Source organism: Klebsiella sp. P1CD1 (genome assembly GCF_003790505.1).
Lineage (GTDB): Bacteria > Pseudomonadota > Gammaproteobacteria > Enterobacterales > Enterobacteriaceae > Klebsiella > Klebsiella variicola.
Window position 1 is genome coordinate 4,652,008 of sequence record NZ_CP033631.1, and the last position, 20,375, is coordinate 4,672,382.

General features: G+C 57.4%; 16 protein-coding genes. All 16 read right to left on the minus strand.

Features of this window, described 5'->3' with window-relative positions; genetic code table 11:
* Positions 1 to 3: 3 nt before the first annotated feature.
* Entirely contained in the window at positions 4 to 1,317 is a 1,314-nt protein-coding gene (tilS, locus tag DTA24_RS23120; protein ID WP_043875781.1) for a tRNA lysidine(34) synthetase TilS, read from the minus strand.
* Positions 1,318 to 1,370: 53 nt separating this feature from the next.
* A complete protein-coding gene (locus DTA24_RS23125) occupies positions 1,371 to 1,760 on the minus strand; it encodes a VOC family protein (RefSeq protein WP_002889387.1) in 390 nt (129 codons plus the stop codon).
* Positions 1,761 to 1,806: 46 nt separating this feature from the next.
* On the minus strand, positions 1,807 to 3,960 hold the full coding sequence (locus DTA24_RS23130; protein WP_004204462.1) for a lysine decarboxylase LdcC: 2,154 nt from the start codon (positions 3,958 to 3,960) through the stop codon (positions 1,807 to 1,809).
* Between the two features lie 113 nt (positions 3,961 to 4,073).
* Positions 4,074 to 5,033, minus strand: coding sequence for an acetyl-CoA carboxylase carboxyl transferase subunit alpha (gene accA, locus DTA24_RS23135; protein WP_008807345.1), 960 nt, complete (start codon positions 5,031 to 5,033; stop codon positions 4,074 to 4,076).
* A gap of 12 nt (positions 5,034 to 5,045) precedes the next feature.
* The gene (gene dnaE, locus DTA24_RS23140) at positions 5,046 to 8,528 is read right to left on the minus strand and encodes a DNA polymerase III subunit alpha (RefSeq protein WP_008807346.1); all 3,483 of its coding nucleotides are present in this window, start codon (positions 8,526 to 8,528) and stop codon (positions 5,046 to 5,048) included.
* A gap of 17 nt (positions 8,529 to 8,545) precedes the next feature.
* Positions 8,546 to 9,145 carry a ribonuclease HII gene (gene rnhB, locus DTA24_RS23145; RefSeq protein ID WP_023297087.1) on the minus strand — a complete coding sequence of 200 codons (600 nt, stop codon included), beginning with the start codon at positions 9,143 to 9,145 and terminating at the stop codon, positions 8,546 to 8,548.
* The gene (lpxB, locus tag DTA24_RS23150) at positions 9,142 to 10,293 is read right to left on the minus strand and encodes a lipid-A-disaccharide synthase (protein WP_008807348.1); all 1,152 of its coding nucleotides are present in this window, start codon (positions 10,291 to 10,293) and stop codon (positions 9,142 to 9,144) included. Before lpxB ends, rnhB begins: the two co-directional genes overlap by 4 nt.
* Positions 10,293 to 11,081: an acyl-ACP--UDP-N-acetylglucosamine O-acyltransferase gene (gene lpxA, locus DTA24_RS23155; protein ID WP_008807349.1), complete on the minus strand. Its 789-nt coding sequence runs from the start codon at positions 11,079 to 11,081 to the stop codon at positions 10,293 to 10,295. Before lpxA ends, lpxB begins: the two co-directional genes overlap by 1 nt.
* A gap of 3 nt (positions 11,082 to 11,084) precedes the next feature.
* Positions 11,085 to 11,540 (minus strand): 3-hydroxyacyl-ACP dehydratase FabZ, encoded by a 456-nt coding sequence (fabZ, locus tag DTA24_RS23160; RefSeq protein WP_004145858.1) that lies wholly within the window; start codon positions 11,538 to 11,540, stop codon positions 11,085 to 11,087.
* A gap of 105 nt (positions 11,541 to 11,645) precedes the next feature.
* On the minus strand, positions 11,646 to 12,671 hold the full coding sequence (lpxD, locus tag DTA24_RS23165) for a UDP-3-O-(3-hydroxymyristoyl)glucosamine N-acyltransferase (RefSeq protein WP_008807350.1): 1,026 nt from the start codon (positions 12,669 to 12,671) through the stop codon (positions 11,646 to 11,648).
* 3 nt (positions 12,672 to 12,674) lie between these two features.
* On the minus strand, positions 12,675 to 13,160 hold the full coding sequence (gene skp / locus DTA24_RS23170) for a molecular chaperone Skp (protein ID WP_002889325.1): 486 nt from the start codon (positions 13,158 to 13,160) through the stop codon (positions 12,675 to 12,677).
* Between the two features lie 121 nt (positions 13,161 to 13,281).
* A complete protein-coding gene (bamA, locus tag DTA24_RS23175; RefSeq protein WP_008807351.1) occupies positions 13,282 to 15,711 on the minus strand; it encodes an outer membrane protein assembly factor BamA in 2,430 nt (809 codons plus the stop codon).
* 31 nt (positions 15,712 to 15,742) lie between these two features.
* The gene (gene rseP, locus DTA24_RS23180) at positions 15,743 to 17,095 is read right to left on the minus strand and encodes a sigma E protease regulator RseP (protein ID WP_008807352.1); all 1,353 of its coding nucleotides are present in this window, start codon (positions 17,093 to 17,095) and stop codon (positions 15,743 to 15,745) included.
* 11 nt (positions 17,096 to 17,106) lie between these two features.
* On the minus strand, positions 17,107 to 17,964 hold the full coding sequence (gene cdsA / locus DTA24_RS23185; protein ID WP_008807353.1) for a phosphatidate cytidylyltransferase: 858 nt from the start codon (positions 17,962 to 17,964) through the stop codon (positions 17,107 to 17,109).
* 12 nt (positions 17,965 to 17,976) lie between these two features.
* Positions 17,977 to 18,735, minus strand: coding sequence for a (2E,6E)-farnesyl-diphosphate-specific ditrans,polycis-undecaprenyl-diphosphate synthase (gene ispU, locus DTA24_RS23190; protein ID WP_012968905.1), 759 nt, complete (start codon positions 18,733 to 18,735; stop codon positions 17,977 to 17,979).
* A gap of 237 nt (positions 18,736 to 18,972) precedes the next feature.
* Complete coding sequence (gene ispC, locus DTA24_RS23200; protein ID WP_008807355.1) at positions 18,973 to 20,175, minus strand: 1-deoxy-D-xylulose-5-phosphate reductoisomerase; 1,203 nt, start codon at positions 20,173 to 20,175, stop codon at positions 18,973 to 18,975.
* Positions 20,176 to 20,375 lie beyond the last annotated feature (200 nt).

Genomic DNA, 20,375 nt, shown 5'->3' on the forward strand with positions numbered 1-20,375 from the left:
GGCTTAACCGCCCGTTTTCCTCCATGACAGCCTGACCCCTTCCCCGTCCTTCACTTCACCTTCGGTGGTCACAAACAGATCGTCCGCTGCAGCGATCGGCGTTTCGCCGTAAAACAGCAGCGGCGTAGTGTCTCGTCGCCAGGGAGGAACGCCCAGCTCCTGCCAGATCTTCTTCAGCTTACGTCCGCCGTGGCGTCCGACGATATGCAGGTGGCCGCTGGCGCGAAAGCGGACAGTGACCGGCTCATCCGCAGACGGCGGGCGCAGCCTGCCGCCGGGCTGCAGCATCAGCTCGCCGAGACCGTCTGCCAGCCGCAGCGGCTGGCGCCAGTCGGGCCAGTGCTGGACACTTTCCGTCTGGCCGGGAAGATACTTCACCCAGTACAAACGCTGTTGAAAACGGCGGACGGTAAAATCCCCCAGCCGCAGACAAGGGCTGGCATCTTCCCGCGCCAGCGCCACCTCATGCCAGAGGCGCTCTGGCACCTCCCGGGCCGGCATCGGCGCCTGCTGCCCGGCGAGCCAGCGACGCAGCAGCGCCGCGCGACGGGGTGGGCTCATCGACGTCAGCGGCGTGATAGCCAGCGAGCCATCTTCGGCCACCAGCGACGCCAGCTCCGCCGCCAGCATTTCGTCCAGCAGTTGTTCCTGCTCGGCGCACAGGCTGGCGCTGCGGGCAACGGCCTCGCTAAAATGCGGCCAGCGCTCGCGCAGGACCGGGATCACCCGCAGGCGCAGAAAGTTGCGGTCATAGGTATCGTCCTGATTACTCTCATCTTCAATCCACGACAGCTGATGGGCGAGCGCCCACTGGCGTAGCGATTCGCGGGTTTCATTGAGGAGAGGACGCAGTAGTCGACTGTCGGCAAAGGCAGAGGATGGCGCCATCGCCGACAGACCAGTAGGACCGCTGCCGCGTTTTAACGCCAGCAGCAGCGTTTCGCACTGGTCATCCTGGTGCTGGGCGGTCACTAACACCTCGCCGGCATTGAGCGTATCCTGAAAGGCCTGATAGCGCGCCGCACGGGCATGGGCCTCCACGCCGAGACCGCACCTGGCTAACGTCACATGATGCACCACCAGCGGCACCTGCCACTGCTGGCAAATCTGCCGACAATGCGCCACCCAGTCGTCTGCATGGGCGCTCAGGCCGTGGTGAACATGCACCGCCCGCAGCGTCAGCGAGGGATCCTGTTCCCGCAGCAGCACCAGCTGGTGCAGGAGAACCGTCGAATCCAGACCGCCGCTGAAGGCCACCAGCAGCTGGCGATGGGGATGAAGCGTATGCGCAATATCAGCCGTCATATCCACGAACATACCGAGAAGTGATGGCCCGGCACGTTACCGGGCCAGGGTCGCGCTGGCAAGGTTTACTGCTGATATATTTCCAGCGGCAGGTCGTCCGGATCGCTAAAGAAGGTAAAGCGTTTGCCGGTAAAGGGATCGACGCGAATCGCTTCGCACTCGACGCCATGCGCCGTCAGATGCGCTACCGCGGCGTCGATATCATCCACGCTAAAGGCCAGATGACGCAGCCCGCAGGCTTCGGGGCGACTGGGGCGGGCCGGGGGAAACGGGAACGAGAACAGCTCAATCACGTACTCGCCATTGAGCGCCAGATCGCCCTTCCAGGAGTCGCGCTCGGCGCGATAGAACTCACTTTGCAGCGTAAACCCCAGAATATCGCAATAGAACGCTTTACTGCGGGCGTAGTCAGTCGCAATGATGGCAATATGGTGAACCCGTTTCAAACCCAGCATGGTCAAACTCCTTCTGTTAAGCCAGCCACGTTACTCGTGCGCGCCGTTAACGCGCAAGCCTTTCGTCATTTTTTAAGACTCGTACCCGATACACGCCGTCCTCATCGCGCTTCGCCCCGTGAATATCAGTCTCAAAGCCCGGATAATGACGGCCGATGGAGCAGAGCATCAGCAGGAAATCGAGCACTGCCCGGCTCTCCTCCGTGATCATCTCTCCCGGCATCAGCAGCGGTACGCCCGGTGGATAAGGGAGGATCATGTTGGCCGAAATCCGGCCGACCAGGTTCTCCAGTTCAATGGTTTCCACCTCACCCTTAATCTGGCGCTGCCAGGCGTGATGCGGCGTCATTTTCATTTCCGGCAGGACGTCAAAGGCGCTGAGCATCAGCTGCGGTAGCTGGTGCTGACGGATCAAGCGGTGGATCCCCTGCGCCAGATCCTGGATCCGCATGTTGCGGTAGAAGTCGGGATCTTCCGCGTACAGATCCGGCAACATATTTTTCACCCGCAGATTGAGATCGTAGGCGCGTTTGAACTCGGTCAGGCCGCGCAGCAGCCCCATCGCCCGGGTTTTATCAATACCGATGCTGAACAGGAACAGCAGGTTATAGGGGCCCGTTTTTTCCACCACCACGCCCCGCTCGTCGAGGAACTTCGCCACCAGAGCCGCCGGGATCCCCTCTTCATCCATATTCCCCTGCTCGTCCATGCCCGGCGTCAGAATGGTGACCTTCACCGGATCGAGATACATATGATCCGCATCGGCATCTTTGAAACCGTGCCAGTCTTCGCCAGGCGCCACCGGCCAGCACTCGGCTTTATCCACCGCTTCCGGCTGCCAGATATCAAAGAACCAGCCGTCCGACTCCTCGCGCAGTCGCTGCACCTCTTTGCGGAAATCCAGCGCCCGCTCAATGGAGCGCTGGATCAGGCGCTTACCGGAGTTACCGCGCAGCATCGCCGCCGCGGTCTCAATCGACGCGACGATGGGATAGCTCGGCGACGTCGAGGTATGCATCATAAAGGCTTCATTAAAGGTCTCTTCATCATAGTTGCCCTTAATGTGGATCAGCGAGGCCTGCGACAGCGCGGCCAGCATCTTATGCGTGGACTGCGTCTCGAAGATGACTTTTCCGGGGATCCGCTCACCGCTCATGCCGCTTTTCCCCTGATATATCGGATGGAAATGGGTATAGGGCACCCAGGCGGAATCGAAATGGATCGACGGGACGTCGAGCGTCTCCTTAAGCCAGGTGGTGTTATAGAGCAGACCATCGTAGGTGGAGTTGGTGATCACCGCATGCACGGGCCACTGCGCCCCGCCCGTGTCGCGCACTTTCTGCTGAATGCTGTCGCGGGTAAATTCGCGCCGGGGGATACCGCCGAGGATCCCCAACGCGTTGCGGGTCGGCTTCAGCCACAAGGGAACCACATCGCTCATCATCAGCAGGTGGGCCAGTGATTTGTGACAGTTACGGTCAATCAGCAGCGTGCTGCCGGCGGGCGCCGAGTACATACCGACAATTTTGTTGGACGTCGAGGTGCCATTGGTCACCATGTAGCTCTGTTCAGCGCCAAAGGCGCGGGCAATATACTCCTCCGCCTCCAGATGCGGGCCGGTATGATCCAGCAGGGAGCCCAGCTCGGTGACCGAAATCGAGACATCCGCCTTCAGCGTATTTCCGCCAAAGAAATCATAGAACAGGCAGCCCACCGGGCTTTTCTGATAGGCGCTACCGCCCATATGGCCCGGTGTACAAAAGGTATACTTCCCCTCCTGCACATAGTTAAACAGCGCGCGGGTAAACGGCGGGGTGATATTGTCCAGGTACTCGCGGGTATACTGCCCAATGCGGGTGGCGATCTCTTCGGAGAGTCCCAGCGCATATTCGAAGAACCACAGCGTCATACGCAGATCCTGACTGCTGACGTCCATCGTCGAGTGGGCATTAATAAAGGCGTACAGGGGCAGATATTCATTGAGCTGATTGATATCGCTGCACAGATCGACGCTGTATTCATCCCAGTCGAAGATCACCCCGCAGATGCGCGGGTTGTGCTCAATAAACTGCAGCAGGTCGGCGCTGTTTTGCGGCCAGATGGTCTGGAAGCCCTGGCGCTGCAGCGCCGCTTCCAGTTCTTTGATCGGCTCGTCTTTGTGGTAGACGCCGTGAGGCCCCATGATGGCGATGATATTCACGCTTTCCTCCTGGTATTCACCTAAGTCAAGCATCATAGCAATCCCCTGGGCGCATCGCACACAAAAAAAGGGCCGGAAAATCCGGCCCTTAGTGTTTTTCGCTAGCGGAAAACTTAGGCGTAACCGTAGCTCATCAGACGCTGATAGCGGCGGTTCAGCAGCTCTTCTTCGCTGAGCAGATCGAGATCGGCCAGGTCTGCCAGCAGCTGCGCTTTCAGGCTCGCTGCCATTGCTTCCGGGTTGCGGTGCGCGCCGCCCAACGGTTCCTGAACGATAGAATCAATCAGCTTCAGCTCTTTCAGACGCGGTGCGACGATACCCATCGCTTCCGCGGCCAGCGGTGCTTTATCCGCGCTTTTCCACAGAATGGACGCGCAGCCTTCCGGCGAAATCACCGAATAGGTGCTGTACTGCAGCATATTGACCTTGTCGCCCACGCCAATCGCCAGCGCGCCGCCGGAGCCGCCTTCGCCGATCACGGTGCAGATAACCGGCACGCTCAGACGCGACATCTCACGCAGGTTGCGGGCAATCGCTTCCGACTGGCCGCGCTCTTCCGCGCCGACGCCCGGGTAGGCGCCAGGGGTGTCGATGAAGGTGATGATCGGCATTTTAAACCGCTCGGCCATTTCCATCAGGCGCAGCGCTTTGCGGTAGCCTTCCGGGGCCGGCATACCAAAGTTGCGACGGATCTTCTCTTTGGTTTCGCGACCTTTCTGGTGGCCGATGATCATCACCGGACGACCATCAAGACGCGCGATACCGCCGACAATCGCTTTATCGTCAGCGTAGGCGCGGTCACCGGCCAGTTCGTCAAATTCGTCGAACGCCAGGCGGACATAATCCAGGGTATAAGGACGGCGCGGGTGGCGCGCCAGTTGCGCAACCTGCCATGCACCGAGATCGGCGAAGATTTTGCGTGTCAGCTCTACGCTTTTCTCGCGCAGACGATGCACTTCTTCGTCGATGTTAATATCCAGTTTCTCATCCTGACGGCTTACCGCAGTCAGGGAATCGATTTTCGCTTCCAGCTCTGCAATCGGCTGTTCAAAATCTAGGAAATTCAGACTCATAGTATTCCTGTATTAGTCAAACTCCAGTTCCACCTGCTCCGAGCCGATAAGGCCACGCAGATCGTTAAGTAAACGATCGCTCGGAGAGACGCGCCATGTTGCGCCGAAACGCAACCGCGCGCGTGCATCCGCCCTCTGATAGTAGAGGTGCACTGGAATGGTTCCCGAACGGTGGGGTTCCAGAGACTGACGGAGTCGGTTTAAAAGCTGGTCATCAATTTGCCTGTCCGTCAGCGAGATAGCAAGCCCGCGAGCATATTTTTCCCGGGCTTCGTCAATGTCCATGACTTCGCGGGCGGTCATTTTAAGCCCCCCGCTAAAGTCATCAAAGCTGACCTGTCCGCTGACGATAAGTATGCGGTCTTTTTCCAGCAACTGCTGATATTTATCCAGCGCGTCGGTGAACAACATCACCTCCAGACGCCCGGAACGGTCATCCAGGGTACAGATGCCGATACGATTGCCGCGCTTGGTGACCATTACCCGCGCCGCAATCACCAGCCCCGCCGCCGTGGTCACTTTACCACGATCGGTCGGATGCATGTCTTTGAGCCGCACGCCGCCGACGTAGCGCTCAATCTCTTTCAGGTACTGGTTAATCGGGTGCCCGGTCAGGTATAGCCCCAGGGTTTCCCTTTCACCATCCAGCACCACCTGCTCAGGCCATGGCTGACAGCTGGCGTAGGACTGTTCTATTTGTTCAGGCTCTTCCGCCAGTACGCCGAACATATCGGCCTGGCCAATAGCCTCCGCTTTCGCGTGCTGGTCGGCGGCTTTCAACGCATCGCCCAGCGAGTTCATCAGCGCCGCGCGATGCGGACCGAGACGATCGAACGCCCCGGACATAATCAGTTTTTCCAGCACCCGGCGGTTGAGCTTTTTAATATCGGTCCGCGCGCAGAGGTCGAACAGCTCGCGGAAATAACCGCCATTGTTGCGCGCCTCAATGATCGCTTCGATCGGCCCTTCGCCAACGCCTTTGATGGCGCCGATGCCGTAGACAATCTCGCCGTCGTCGTTAACGTGGAAATGGTACAGGCCGGAGTTAATATCCGGGGGCAAAATTTTCAGCCCCATGCGCCAGCACTCGTCCACCAGGCCAACGACCTTCTCGGTGTTGTCCATATCGGCGGTCATTACCGCCGCCATAAACTCAGCCGGATAGTGCGCCTTAAGCCACAGCGTCTGGTAGGAGACCAGCGCGTAGGCGGCGGAGTGCGACTTGTTAAATCCGTAACCGGCGAATTTCTCCACCAGGTCGAAGATTTTCATCGCCAGTTCGCCGTCAACGCCGTTTTTCTTCGCCCCATCTTCAAAGATAGAACGCTGCTTGGCCATCTCCTCCGGTTTTTTCTTACCCATCGCACGGCGCAGCATATCCGCGCCGCCGAGGGTATAACCGGAGAGCACCTGGGCAATCTGCATGACCTGTTCCTGATACAGGATAATGCCGTAGGTCGGCTCCAGCACCGGTTTCAGGCTCTCATGCTGCCACTGCACGTCCGGGTAGGAAATCTCTTCGCGGCCGTGCTTACGGTCGATAAAGTTATCTACCATCCCCGACTGCAGCGGACCCGGGCGGAACAGGGCCACCAGCGCGATCATATCTTCGAAGCAGTCAGGCTGCAGACGCTTAATCAGATCTTTCATGCCGCGCGATTCAAGCTGGAAGACCGCGGTGGTTTCCGAGCGCTGCAGCATGTCGAAGCTTTTCTTGTCATCCAACGGGATAGCGGCGATATCCAACGGCCCTTCGCCGTTTTTCGCCCGCCGCTTGTTGATCATCTCCAGCGCCCAGTTAATGATAGTGAGCGTACGCAGACCGAGGAAGTCGAATTTTACCAGCCCGGCGTATTCCACGTCGTTTTTGTCAAACTGGGTAACCGGATGCAGCCCCTGCTCATCGCAATACAGCGGCGCAAAGTCGGTAATTTTAGTGGGAGCGATAACCACCCCACCGGCGTGTTTACCGGCGTTTCGCGTCACCCCTTCCAGCTTACGCGCCATGTCGATCAGCGCTTTAACTTCTTCGTCCGCCTCATAGATTTCCGGCAGCTGCGGTTCGGCTTCAAACGCTTTCGCCAGCGTCATACCCGGATCGGGCGGCACCAGCTTGGAGATACGGTCGACAAAGCCGTACGGGTGACCCAGCACGCGGCCCACATCGCGGATGACCGCTTTCGCCGCCATGGTACCGAAGGTGATGATCTGCGATACCGCATCGCGGCCGTACATGTCCGCCACGTGCTCAATAACCTGGTCGCGTTTCTCCATGCAGAAATCGACGTCGAAGTCGGGCATCGAGACACGTTCCGGGTTAAGGAAACGTTCGAACAGCAGGTCGAATTCCAGCGGATCAAGATCGGTGATCTTCAGCGCGTAGGCCACCAGCGAGCCGGCGCCGGAACCGCGGCCCGGGCCAACCGGCACGCCGTTATCCTTCGACCACTGGATAAACTCCATAACGATCAGGAAGTAGCCCGGGAACCCCATCTGGTTGATCACCTGCAGTTCAATATCCAGACGCTGGTCATACTCCGGGCGCTTTTCAGCACGGACGGCAGGATCCGGGAAGAGAAATTCCAGCCGCTCTTCCAGACCCTCTTTCGATTTCATGACCAGGAAATCTTCCGTGGTCATATCGCCGGTCGGGAACTGCGGCAGGAAATATTCGCCAAGCCGCACGGTGACGTTGCAGCGTTTGGCGATCTCGACGCTGTTCTCCAGCGCTTCCGGGATATCGGCGAACAGCTCGCACATCTCCTCCTCACTGCGCATATATTGCTGCGGCGAGTAGTTGCGCGGCCGTTTCGGGTCGTCGAGCGTAAAGCCGTCGTGGATCGCGACGCGGATTTCATGGGCGTCGAAATCGCTGGTGTCGAGAAAGCGGACATCGTTGGTCGCCACCACCGGCAGGCCGCGCGCTTCCGCCAGCGCCACGGCGGCGTGGAGATAGGCCTCTTCATCCTGACGACCGGTGCGGATCAGCTCAAGAAAATAACGGTCCGGGAAATGCTCTTCATAGAACGCGACGCACTGTTCCACTAACGGCATATTGCCGCGGATCAGGCTAACGCCGACGTCGCCTTTACGGCCGCCGGAAAGCAGAATCAGCCCTTCCTGGTGTTCTACCAGCCAGTCGCGGTCAATCCACGGCCCCAGCGCGCCGTAGCCGCGCTGATAGGCGCGGGAAATGAGCAGCGTCAGGTTCTGGTAACCGGTGTTGTTCGCCGCCAGCACGGTCAGCTCGGTAAACTCATCGCCGAGCAGGTCGCACTGCACGTGAAAATCGGCGCCGACAATCGGCTTAATACCCGCGCCGTGTCCCGTCCCGTAGAACTTCACCAGCCCGCACAGGTTGGTGAAATCGGTGATCGCCAGCGCCGGCATGCCAAGCGAGGCCGCCTTCTTGACCAGTGGCCCGGTCTTTGCCAGCCCATCGATCATGGAATAGTCGCTGTGCACCCGCAGGTGTACGAAACGTGGTTCAGCCATCTTTAGATCCCGGTGACTTAGTTGGACGCCAGGCCCAGGGCACGCTTCACCGGACCAAAACTGCGCCGGTGATGCTCTGTTGCGCCGTGTTCCCGCAGCTTCTGCAGGTGAACAGCGGTGGGATAGCCTTTATGCTGGGCAAATCCGTAGTGGGGAAATGCGAGGTCCAGCGTGGCCATTTCGGCGTCACGAGTGACTTTTGCCAGAATAGACGCTGCGCTGATTTCTGCCACCCGGCTGTCGCCTTTCACCACCGCCAGAGAGGGCATCGGCAGCGACGGACAGCGGTTGCCATCGATCAGGACAAACTCAGGAACAATGCTCAGGCCGGCGACGGCGCGCTGCATCGCCAGCATAGTGGCATGCAGAATATTCAGCTCGTCGATTTCGTGCGGCTCGGCACGCCCCAGGCTCCAGCACAGCGCTTTCTCTTTAATCTCATCGCACAGCGCCAGGCGACGCTTTTCGCTGAGTTTTTTGGAATCATTCAGACCCACAATCGGCTTCGCCGGATCGAGGATCACCGCCGCGGTCACGACCGCGCCAACCAGCGGCCCGCGGCCAACCTCATCAACGCCGGCAACCAGATGGGTATGCGGATAGACGAACTCCATCATTGTTTTGCTAACTCCAGTACGGCGTCCGCGGCCTGCTCATCGGCGTTGCAGCGGATCTGCTGATGCAGCGCGCGGAACGTCTCATGCATCTCGTGGCTGGTTTTGCCATCGGCCAGCAGCGGCTGCAGGGCGGCGGCCAGCGCCTGCGGCTCGCACTCATCCTGCAGTAGCTCTTTGACCAGCTCGCGACCGGCCAGCAGATTCGGCAAGGAGACGTAGTCGGTTTTCACCAGACGCTTTGCCAGCCAGAAGGTAAACGGCTTCATGCGGTAGCCAACCACCATCGGGCACTTCGCCAGCATGCACTCCAGCGCCGCCGTCCCGGAGGCCAGCAGCGCGGCGTCGCTGGCGATCATCGCATCGCGCGCCTGACCGTCCAGCATATGCACGATCATATCCGGCGCCGTCTCAGCTTTGATTCGCTCAAACTGCTCCCGCCGTTTGGCATTGACCAGCGGCACTACCACCTGCAAATCGGGATAGGTGACGCGTAACAACTGCGCGGTTTTCAGAAAGTCCGCGCTGAGCATTTCGACTTCCGCGCCGCGGCTGCCGGGCAGCAGCGCCAGACAGCGCACATTGTGCGGGATCCCTAACCGGTCGCGCGCAGCGCCTTTGTCAGGATCCAGCGGCATCGCATCCGCCATGGTATGGCCGATAAAGCGGCAGGGGACGTTAAATTTGTCATAAAACGCTTTTTCGAAAGGCAGAAAAGCCAGCACCAGGTCGGTCGCTCTGCCGATTTTGAAAACGCGTTTTTGTCGCCAGGCCCAGACCGACGGGCTGACGTAGTGAATCGTTTTGATGCCCTGCTTTTTCAGATTCCCTTCGAGGGTAATATTGAAGTCAGGGGCGTCGATGCCGACGAAGACATCGGGGCGCAGCTCGCCAAAGCGGCGGGTAAGATCGGCGCGAATATGCAGGAGACGGCGTAAGCGACCGAGCACCTCAACAATGCCCATCACCGCCAGCTCTTCCATTTCGTACCAGGCTTCGCACCCTTCCGCCTGCATCAGCGGCCCCGCCACGCCGACAAAGCGCGCGTCAGGGATGCGCGCTTTGAGAGCCCGGATGAGGCCTGCACCAAGAATATCGCCGGAGGTTTCTCCGGCGACCAGGGCAATCGTCAGGGGACGCGGTTCAGCCATTAACGAATCAAGCCGCGAGTGGAACGGGCAAAGAAATCAACAAACGGCTGAACTTCAGGATGCTGAGTCGCCAGTTCGGCGATTTCCGGTTTGGCTTCGTCCAGCGTTTTGCCGCTGCGGTACAGCAGTTTATACGCGTTACGAATCGCGGTAATCGCCTCACGGCTAAAGCCGCGGCGTTTCAGCCCTTCGATGTTGACGCCAAACGGCGTCGCGTGGTTACCCTGGGCAATCACGAACGGCGGAACATCCTGCGCCACGCCGGAGCATCCGCCTACCATGACGTGTGCGCCGATGATGCAGAACTGGTGTACTGCGGTCATGCCGCCGATGATGACGAAATCATCCAGAGATACGTGACCGGCCAAGGTTGCGTTATTGGCCAGAATGCAGCGATCGCCAAGCGTACAATCGTGCGCCACATGGGCGTTGATCATCAGCAGGTTATCGTTGCCCACCTTTGTTAATCCACCGCCCTGTACTGTGCCGCGATGAATGGTGACGCTTTCGCGGATGCGGTTGCGATCGCCAATTTCCACCCGGGTCGGTTCGCCAGCATATTTCAGATCCTGGTTAACTTCGCCGATGGAAGCGAACTGATAGATCTCATTGTCACGGCCGATTTTGGTATGGCCGTTAACGACGACATGAGACTTCAGTACGGTGCCTTCGCCAATTTCGACGTTAGCGCCAACAATACAAAACGGACCAATGTGAACGTTAGCACCAATGACGGCGCCTTCTTCTACAATGGCGGTAGGATGAACAAAAGCGGTTTTATCAATCACGTATCAGGCCTCCCGGCTACGCGCACACATCATCGTCGCTTCGCATACCACTTTACCGTCAACCAGCGCGACGCCTTTGAAACGGGTCAGGCCGCGGCGGGTTTTCTCGAAAGTGACTTCCATAATCATCTGATCGCCTGGTACTACCGGACGTTTGAAGCGCGCTTCGTCGATGCCTGCGAAATAATACAGCTCGCCTGGCTCCAGTTTTCCGACGCTTTTAAATGCCAGAATCCCGGTGGCCTGCGCCATCGCTTCCAGAATCAGCACGCCAGGCAAAATCGGCTTACCAGGGAAGTGCCCCTGGAAAAACGGCTCGTTTACAGAAACATTTTTTACTGCGCGCAGAAAACGACCTTCTTCAAAATCCAGCACGCGGTCTACCAGCAGGAACGGGTAACGGTGAGGCAGAAGTTCCAGAATCTCTTCAATGTGCAGAGTATGAGTGTCAGTAGTCAAAATACTCTTCCTGTCTAAATGTACTAAAAGGCAATAATAACACGGCCTGCGGCAATCTTTTAGCGAATGCAACAGGCCGGAAATGTCATGTGACCAAATGATGAATTAGTCTTGTTGATTAACCTTGCGCTCAATCGCTTTCAGGCGCTTGCTCATCTCGTCAATATTCATCACCAGCGCCGCAGTTTTACGCCACGCCTTGTTCGGCTGCAGCGGAATACCGGAGGAGTATACGCCAGGTTCAGAGATAGGACGCATCACCATCCCCATCCCCGTGACGGTGACTTTATCGCAGATTTCCATATGGCCGTTAATCACGCTGGCGCCGCCAATCATGCAGTAGCGGCCAATTTTCAGGCTGCCCGCCATGATAACGCCGCCGGCAACCGCGGTATTGTCGCCAATTACCACGTTATGCGCAATCTGACACTGATTATCAATGATAACGCCGTTACCGATAAGGGTATCGTCCAGCGCGCCGCGATCGATGGTGGTGCAGGCGCCAATTTCCACGCGATCGCCAATAATGACGCGACCCAGTTGCGGGATCTTGACCCAGTTACCGCGATCGTTAGCATAACCGAAGCCATCCGCGCCGATCACCGTGCTGGACTGGATCAGGCAATTCTCGCCGATCTCAATCTCATGGTAAATGGTCACATTGGCCCACAAACGCGAGCCGGCACCGATTTTCGTATTTTTCCCAACGAAGCAGCCTGCGCCGATCACCACGTTATCGCCCAGTACAACACCGGATTCGATAACCGCGTTAGCGCCGATCGCCACGTTGTTACCCAGCTTCGCCGACGGATCGATGACCGCGCTCGGCGCGATATCCTGTGCCGGCTGTGGCGTGGTATCAAGAATTTGAGCCATGCGCGCGTAGGTCAGGTAGGGATTACGCACTACCAGCGCGGCGCTATGGGCAAAAGGCAAATCATCCTGCGTCATGACAACGGCAGAAGCCTGACAAGCGGCCAGGTGTTCACGGTACTTAGGGTTGACCATGAAAGTGATTTGGCCCGTTTTCGCGCTCTGCATGGACGCAACGCCGGTGATGACGATATCGCCATCACCGTGTAATTCTGCATCCAACTGCTGCGCGAGATCAGCCAGTCGAATTGAAGGCATTACTTATTTAACCTGTTTCAGCACATCAGCGGTGATGTCTTTTACATCGCTGCTGTTGTATGCAACGGCATTTGCGTCAACCACCAGATCGATGCTCTGATCTTTCGCTACGCTCTGTACAGCAGTCTGGATGCGGGTAACCAGTTTGCCACGCTCTTCGTTGGAACGACGTGCGCGATCCTGTTCAAACGCCTGCGCTTTCTGGGAGAAGGTCTGGCGCTGAGCCATCACGTCTTTTTCCAGTTTGGTACGATCGGCGCCCGGCTTCATGGACTGCAGACGCTGCATTTTAGACTGCAGGTCGCCTTCCATACGCTGCAGTTCGCTAGCGCGGCCTTTGAACTCGTTTTCCAGCGTGTTGGAAACGCCAGTTTTCTGGGCAACCTGTTGGAACAGGCTGTTCATGTTCACCAGGGCAATTTTATCTGCCGCCTGAGCGGAAGTTACCATTGCCAAACCCAGACCTGCAGCTAATAACCACTTTTTCACAATAAACTCCTTACCATCCCATGAGTACCCAGGGGTACCGTTATTTGCGTGGCGAGGCGATAACCGCGTTATCGCCTACAGTCAGCGCTATACTGCACTTGCATTCCGTTGCCGCCAACAATTACCAGGTTTTACCAATGTTAAACTGGAACTGTTCGGCTTTGTCTCCATCGTACTTTTTGAACGGTTGGGCGTAGGAGAAGACCAACGGCCCCAACGGCGACATCCACTGCACGGCAATACCCGCAGACATACGGATGTTGCTCGGATCACTGTAATCCGGGTAACCGCCATAGGCGTTCGAATCCCAGTGAGTATCCCATACGGTACCCATATCCCAGAAGACGGAAGTACGGACCGAGTTCGCATATTTGTCACTAATAAACGGCGTCGGGGTAATCAGCTCCAGGCTGGCCACCGCCATCGCGTTACCGCCCACCGCATCATCGGATTTACACGGCGCGGATTCGGTGCTCTTACAGTCATTGGTATAACCGCTATCGCCATCATGACGGCTGCTCGACGGGAAGTACACCGCCTTCGGACCAATGGTGTTCGACTGGAAGCCACGCACGGTGCTGGAACCACCGGCATAGAAGTTCTCATAGAACGGCATCTCTTTGCCGCCGATACCATCGCCATAGCCAAAGCGGGTACGACCCAACACTACCCACTGGTGATCGTTGTCGATCGGCACATAGGTGGCGGTATCCAGCGTCGCTTTGTAGTATTCGTTGTCTGAGCCCGGAATGGTCACCTTACCGTTCAGGTTGACGCGCGAACCTTCCGTTGGGAAGAAGCCGCGGTCAAGCTTGTTATAGGTCCAACCGTAGTTGAAGGTGAAGTCATTCGCACTGAACGAGTTCCGGTCGTTGGTGTTGTCCGGATACTGGCCCATCGAGTTCAGGTAACGCCACATCGCCACCTGCGGCTGCATATTGGACAGGGAGTTATGAACATAACCGACCCCGGCGCGCAGCGTGTTGTATTCGTTGACCGGGAAGCCCAGCGTGACGTCTGTACCATAGCTTTTGTTGGTATAGTCAGACAGATCCGCATCGTTCGCATCGAAGTCATTATAGAAGATACGGCCGCCGAGGCTCACACCGTCAACGGTGAAGTACGGGTTGGTCACCGACAGTTCGGTATAGGTCTGGTAATCGTTTTTGGTGCCGTTGATCCCGACCGCATAACCGGTACCTAACCAGTTATCCTGCTGGACGCCCGCCTGGAAGCTGACGCCGCTTTCGGTACCGTAGCCGATACCGAAGTTGAAGCTACCGGTGTTACGCTCTTTCACCTTGTAGACAACGTCGACCTGGTCCGGGCTGCCCGGCACGCGTTGGGTATCGGTATCCACCGTTTCGAAGAAGCCTAAACGGTTGAGACGGTCTTTACCCTGATCGACGAGATCGCTCCCCAGCCATGCGCCTTCCATCTGGCGCATTTCGCGGCGCAGGACGGCATCTTTGGAGGTGTCGTTACCTTCGAAGCGAATTTTACGCACGTAATAGCGGTTACCCGCATCGACGTTGACGTGCAGTTTGACGGTCTTATCGCTGTCGTTGATTTCCGGCTGCGACTGAACGCGCGGGTAGGCGTAACCATAACGACCCAACAGTTTCTTGATGTCGTTTTCCATCTTGGTTACTTTCGCGCCGTTGTACAGTTCGCCCGGCTCGACTTTGGTCAGCGCTTCGATTTCGGCCGAATGGCCCGCGAGATCGCCCGTTACCTGCACCCCGGAAAGCTTGTACTGATCGCCTTCGGTGATGTTGACGGTAATGTAGATCCCTTTCTTGTCCGGCGTCAGGCTAACCTGAGTAGAATCGATGTTGAAACGGGCATAACCGCGATCCAGATAGTAGCTGCGCAGGGTTTCAAGGTCGCCCGCCAGCTTCTGCTTCTGGTATTTACGGTCGCCGACCACGTTCCACCACGGTACCTCATCGCGCAGCTGGAAGTGGGAGATCAGTTCATCGGTCGAAAACGCATGGTTGCCGACGATATTAATCTGCTGAATTTTTGCGGAGACGCCTTCCTGGAAGACCAGCTTCAGATCGACACGGTTACGCGGCAGCGGCGTCACAACCGCTTTGACGCTGGCGCTGTATTTACCAACGCTGTAGTAGAAATCCTCCAGACCCTTCTCGATATCCGCGATGGTCGTGCGGTCAAGCGACTCGCCCACCCGAACACCAGAGGCCTCGAGGTTCTGCTTGAGCATGTCATCTTTCACCGACTTATTGCCGGAGAAGGTGATGCTGGCGATCGTCGGACGCTCTTTCACCTGCACCAGCAGGGTATCACCATCGCGCAGGACGCGGACGTCCTCAAAGTTGCCAGTGGCAAACAGCGCGCGAATAGTGTTACTGATATCATCGTCGGTCACCGTATCGCCAGGACGCACTGGCATACTGAGGAGGGCCGCACCAACAGCGACACGCTGCAAGCCTTCGAAATGAATGTCCTTCACCACGAACCCTTCAGCACCGTATACAGTCGCGCTGCTAAACAGCAGCGACGCTATGAGCAACTTTTTCATCGCCATCGTTATTATGCGTTCTTCCTAACAAACTCTCTTATAACCGAGAGAAATCATTGAAAAGTGCAAGCCCCATTAACAGCACCAGCAGTATTGAGCCAATGCGATAACTAAAGTCTTGAACTCGCTCGGATACCGGCCCGCCCTTCAGCTTTTCGATCGCTAAAAACAGCAGATGTCCCCCATCCAGTACGGGCAGTGGGAACAGGTTGATGATTCCGAGGTTCACGCTAATCAGCGCAAGGAACATCAGATAATAAATCAACCCAAACTCCGCTGACATTCCAGCCCCCTGAGCGATAGAGATCGGCCCACTGAGGTTGTTCAGTTTGACATCACCGGTTATCAATTTACCCAGCATCCTGACCGTCAGTGACATCAGCTGCCAGGTTTTATCCGTGGCTTCAGCGATGGCGGCAAACGGTCCGTACTGACGTACTGTCTTGTATTCCTCAGGTAGCGGGATGACCTTTGGCACCACCCCTGCGAACCCTTCTGCCTTACCTTTTACCGTTTTCGCATCCGGCGTCAGGGTTAACGGCAGCGCACTCCCCTGCCGTTCAATCTCCAGCGCCAGCGCTTTGCCCGGATTATCTCGCACCAGATTAACAAACGTCATCCACTGCGTTAACGGTTGACCATCGACTTTAACGATCCGGTCGCCCGCTTGCAAACCCGCTTTCTGAGCTGCCGAGCCCGTCTGGACCTCCGCCAGCACCGTATCAATCTGCGCGCTGCGCGGCTGGATCCCCAGCGAGGTCACGGGATCTTGCTTGTCTGGCTCAAACGCCCAGTGCCGCAGATCGACGATTTTATCCTGGCGCTGATTGGTCCCGAAAGGGGCGACGGTAAGTATTGTTTGCGGGTTGCCGATTTTGGCGACCAGCTGCATACGCACCGCATCCCAATCAGGCGTTTCGATACCATCTATCGCTTTAAGTTCCGTTCCTTTTGCAATTTGTGCTTGCGCGGCAACCGAATTGGGCGTTATTTCACCCACCACCGGCCGCACGCCAGGAACGCCGATAATAAAGACCAGCCAGTAAGCAAAGATAGCGAAAATGAAGTTAGCGATGGGGCCGGCGGCAATCACCGCCGCACGCTGGCCGACGGTTTTATTGTTGAAGGCGTAGTGGCGCATCTCCGGCGCCACCGCCTCGACGCGCTCGTCCAGCATCTTGACGTAGCCGCCCAGCGGGATCAGGGCAATCACGAACTCCGTGCCCTGCTTATCCATCCGCCGCCACAGCGCTTTGCCAAAGCCGATAGAAAAACGCTCAACCCGGATGCCGCAGCGGCGCGCCACCCAAAAATGGCCAAACTCATGCACCGTAATCAGTACGCCAAGCGCAATGATAAAAGCTGCCAGATTCCAGAGCACGCTCAGCATATAACCTTCCGTCAAATCGTCCTGAAGACCAACAGTAGCAGACAGGCGAAGACCGGTACCGCCGCCGTCAGGCTGTCGATACGATCGAGAATACCGCCGTGTCCGGGAATCAAGTGCCCGCTATCCTTAATGCCGGCCTCGCGCTTAAACATACTTTCCGTCAGATCGCCCAGCACGGAAGCCAGGGCCGCCACCACGGAACAGACCAGCAGCACCGTCGGCGTGACGTCAAGATGCGCCCACACCCCGTAAGCCCAGGAGATCACGGCCGCCGTCAGCAAACCGCCAAAAAAACCCTGCCAGGTTTTTCCCGGTGAAACCTTTGGCGCCAGCTTATGCTTGCCGAACATTTTGCCAAACATGTAGGCGCCAGAGTCGGCTCCCCAGACCAGGATCATGACGTACAGCAGCCACACCGCACCGCTGTAGTGGTTATCGGTATAGTGCCAGGCGCGCAGCGCCAGCATGCCCCAGAAAAACGGAACAATGGTCAATATGCCGAAGATAAGGCGCAGCACTTTGGAATGGCGCCAGAATGCCGCCGACGCCGGGTACGATAACACCAGCAACAGCGCGACGATCCACCAGGCGAATGAGGCCCAGAGTGAACCTTCCACCATCGGTTGATGAACGTCATAATGGTATTCAGGCAGCAGAAAAAGCATGGCAGCCAGCAGAAGGCCGCACAGCACCGCCAGCCAGACCCGCTGCGACGTTGAGGTGAAACCGCTCAGTTGCCCCCACTCCCACGCGGCGAGCATGCAGACCACGAGGGTCACGATAGCAAATCCCATCGGCGGCAATAAGAACAGCGCCGCAATGACGACGGGAATTAAGACGAAAGCAGATATCAGGCGATACTTCAGCAAAAGTGACCCCCATCAGGCATGACTGCCACCCGGCTCAGTGCCGCCGAAACGACGCTCTCGATTAACAAAGGCATGGAGTGCACCTTCAAAGTCCTGTTCAGCAAAATCGGGCCAAAGAACATCCGTAAAGTAAAGTTCGGCATAGGCAATTTGCCAAATCAAAAAGTTACTTATTCGGTGCTCTCCCCCGGTCCTAATAACTAAATCAACGGGAGCCAGTTCATGCATGCAGACCTGCTGACTCAGCATTTCTTCCGTGATCTCTTCAGGCAACAGCGTCCCGTCCTGTACTTGTTTCGCCAGCAGACGAACGCCCTGGGTAATATCCCAGCGACCGCCGTAATTTGCCGCAATGTTCAGCGTTAAGCCGGTATTGTTTGCGGTCAACGCTTCCGCTTTGCGGATGCGTTCCTGCAGGCGCGCATTGAAGCGCGTGGTGTCGCCAATGACCCGCAAACGCACATTGTGTCGGTGCAGGCTTTTGACTTCGCTATCCAGCGCCCAGACGAACAGTTCCATCAGCGCGCTGACTTCCTGGGCTGGACGGTTCCAGTTTTCGCTGCTGAACGCGTATAACGTTAACGCCTCAATTCCATTATTCGCCGCGAAGGAGACCGCGCGACGCACGGATTTCGCACCGGCCTTGTGCCCGAAAGCGCGAATTTTACCTTGCCGTTTCGCCCAACGGCCGTTGCCATCCATAATAATGGCGACATGACGGCAGCCATGAGTTGGCGATATTTCGCTGACAGTTTGATTAGCAGACAACATCACGCGTTTTAAGTCCATAATAAGGATTAACTAGCCACCAAACAGAGGCCACCGGGCCGCGCTGGATACGCATTTTTATCCGATGCCGGGGCTGCAGCCAATCGCAGAGAACAACCAAAAGCTTTACGCAAAAAAGCCGTGTTTTGCCACGGCCACCGTAATCTTTAACAACAAAATGCAACGATCGGGTGGCGCAGACTATATCACCGAAGCCTTTCGCCCACAAATACCACCGCGTTACGCCTGCGCGCCCAAACGATTAAGCTGCTGGTGAGCTACCGCACGAGCGTCAGCGTCGATAACCAGAACATCATCAATGCTTTGCGGCTCCTGCAGGTTCATCTTATCCAGCACCGCCAGATTCACCGCCGCAATATCGGTAAAGCGGATATCGCCATGCAGAAACGCGGCAACCGACTCTTCATTGGCCGCATTCAGCGCCGTGGTGGCCGCCTGGCCGACCTCAAACGCGTCCATCGCCAGCTTCAGGCAGGGATAGCGGGCGTAGTCCGGCGCGGAGAAGCTCAGGTTGCTCAGCTGGCAGAAGTCCAGTGGTTTGACCCCGGAGCTCAGGCGCTGTGGCCAGCCCATGGTATGAGCAATCGGCGTGCGCATATCCGGCTCCCCAAGCTGGGCCAGCACGCTGCCGTCCTGATAGCGAACCATCGAGTGGATCACCGACTGCGGGTGGATCAGCACTTCCATCTGCTGCGCCGAAGCATTGAACAGCCAGCGGGCTTCAATATATTCCAGACCTTTGTTCATCATCGTGGCTGAATCGACGGAGATCTTACGTCCCATCGACCAGTTGGGATGGCGGCAGGCCTGATCCGGGGTCATCGCCGATAGTTCAGCCACGTCCGTCTCGCGGAAAGGCCCCCCGGAACCGGTTAACAGAATGGACGAGACGCCATTCCGGGTGAGGTCAGCGTATCCCAGATGCTGTTGAATTGTCTCCGGCATACTCTGAAAAATCGCGTTATGTTCGCTATCGACCGGCAGCAATCGCGCCCTCGACCGCTGAACGGCCTCCATGAACAAGCGACCGCAGGTCACCAGCGATTCTTTATTCGCCAACAACACGGTTTTCCCGGCGCGGATCGCCGCCAGCGTCGGTACCAGCCCCGCCGCGCCGACGATTGCCGCCATCACCTGATCGACCTCATCCAGCGCCGCGACCTCAGCCGCCGCCTGCTGGCCGCTCAGCACTTCGGTACGGCAGCCATGCTCATGCAGACGGATGCGCAACCGCTCAGCGCTTTGCGCATCATCCATCACGGCGTAACGCGGAGTAAATTCCAGGCATTGTTCAACCATGCGGTCAACGTTTTTCCCCGCGACCAGCGCGGCGACGGAAAAGCAACCAGGGTTATGGCGTACCACGTCCAGCGTGCTACAGCCTATGGAGCCGGTCGAACCGAGAACGGTTAATTGCTTCATGAGACGTCCAGAAGAAAGGAAACAGAATAAAAAGCAAAACGCCGCCAGCAAGCCCCTACGCAACAACTATCGGGGATAAGGCGGCGGCATCAGGCCTTCAACTTAGCGCTAAAGGCTACAAGGCCAGCCGGCTCAACGCAATCCCGAGAATTGAGCGTACAGTCTTCTGTACGGCGTTTCAGATTTTACTCAGGCCAGGA

Excerpts from the sequence above, each read along its gene's own strand:
- lpxB (WP_008807348.1), bottom strand. The coding sequence starts at position 10,293 with ATGGCTGAACCGCGTCCCCTGACGATTGCCCTGGTCGCCGGAGAAACC.
- DTA24_RS23125 (WP_002889387.1), bottom strand. The coding sequence starts at position 1,760 with ATGCTGGGTTTGAAACGGGTTCACCATATTGCCATCATTGCGACTGAC.
- accA (WP_008807345.1), bottom strand. The coding sequence starts at position 5,033 with ATGAGTCTGAATTTCCTAGATTTTGAACAGCCGATTGCAGAGCTGGAA.
- rnhB (WP_023297087.1), bottom strand. The coding sequence starts at position 9,145 with ATGATGGAGTTCGTCTATCCGCATACCCATCTGGTTGCCGGCGTTGAT.
- ispU (WP_012968905.1), bottom strand. The coding sequence starts at position 18,735 with ATGTTGTCTGCTAATCAAACTGTCAGCGAAATATCGCCAACTCATGGC.
- ispC (WP_008807355.1), bottom strand. The coding sequence starts at position 20,175 with ATGAAGCAATTAACCGTTCTCGGTTCGACCGGCTCCATAGGCTGTAGC.
- bamA (WP_008807351.1), bottom strand. The coding sequence starts at position 15,711 with ATGGCGATGAAAAAGTTGCTCATAGCGTCGCTGCTGTTTAGCAGCGCG.
- lpxD (WP_008807350.1), bottom strand. The coding sequence starts at position 12,671 with ATGCCTTCAATTCGACTGGCTGATCTCGCGCAGCAGTTGGATGCAGAA.
- rseP (WP_008807352.1), bottom strand. The coding sequence starts at position 17,095 with ATGCTGAGCGTGCTCTGGAATCTGGCAGCTTTTATCATTGCGCTTGGC.
- dnaE (WP_008807346.1), bottom strand. The coding sequence starts at position 8,528 with ATGGCTGAACCACGTTTCGTACACCTGCGGGTGCACAGCGACTATTCC.
- tilS (WP_043875781.1), bottom strand. The coding sequence starts at position 1,317 with ATGTTCGTGGATATGACGGCTGATATTGCGCATACGCTTCATCCCCAT.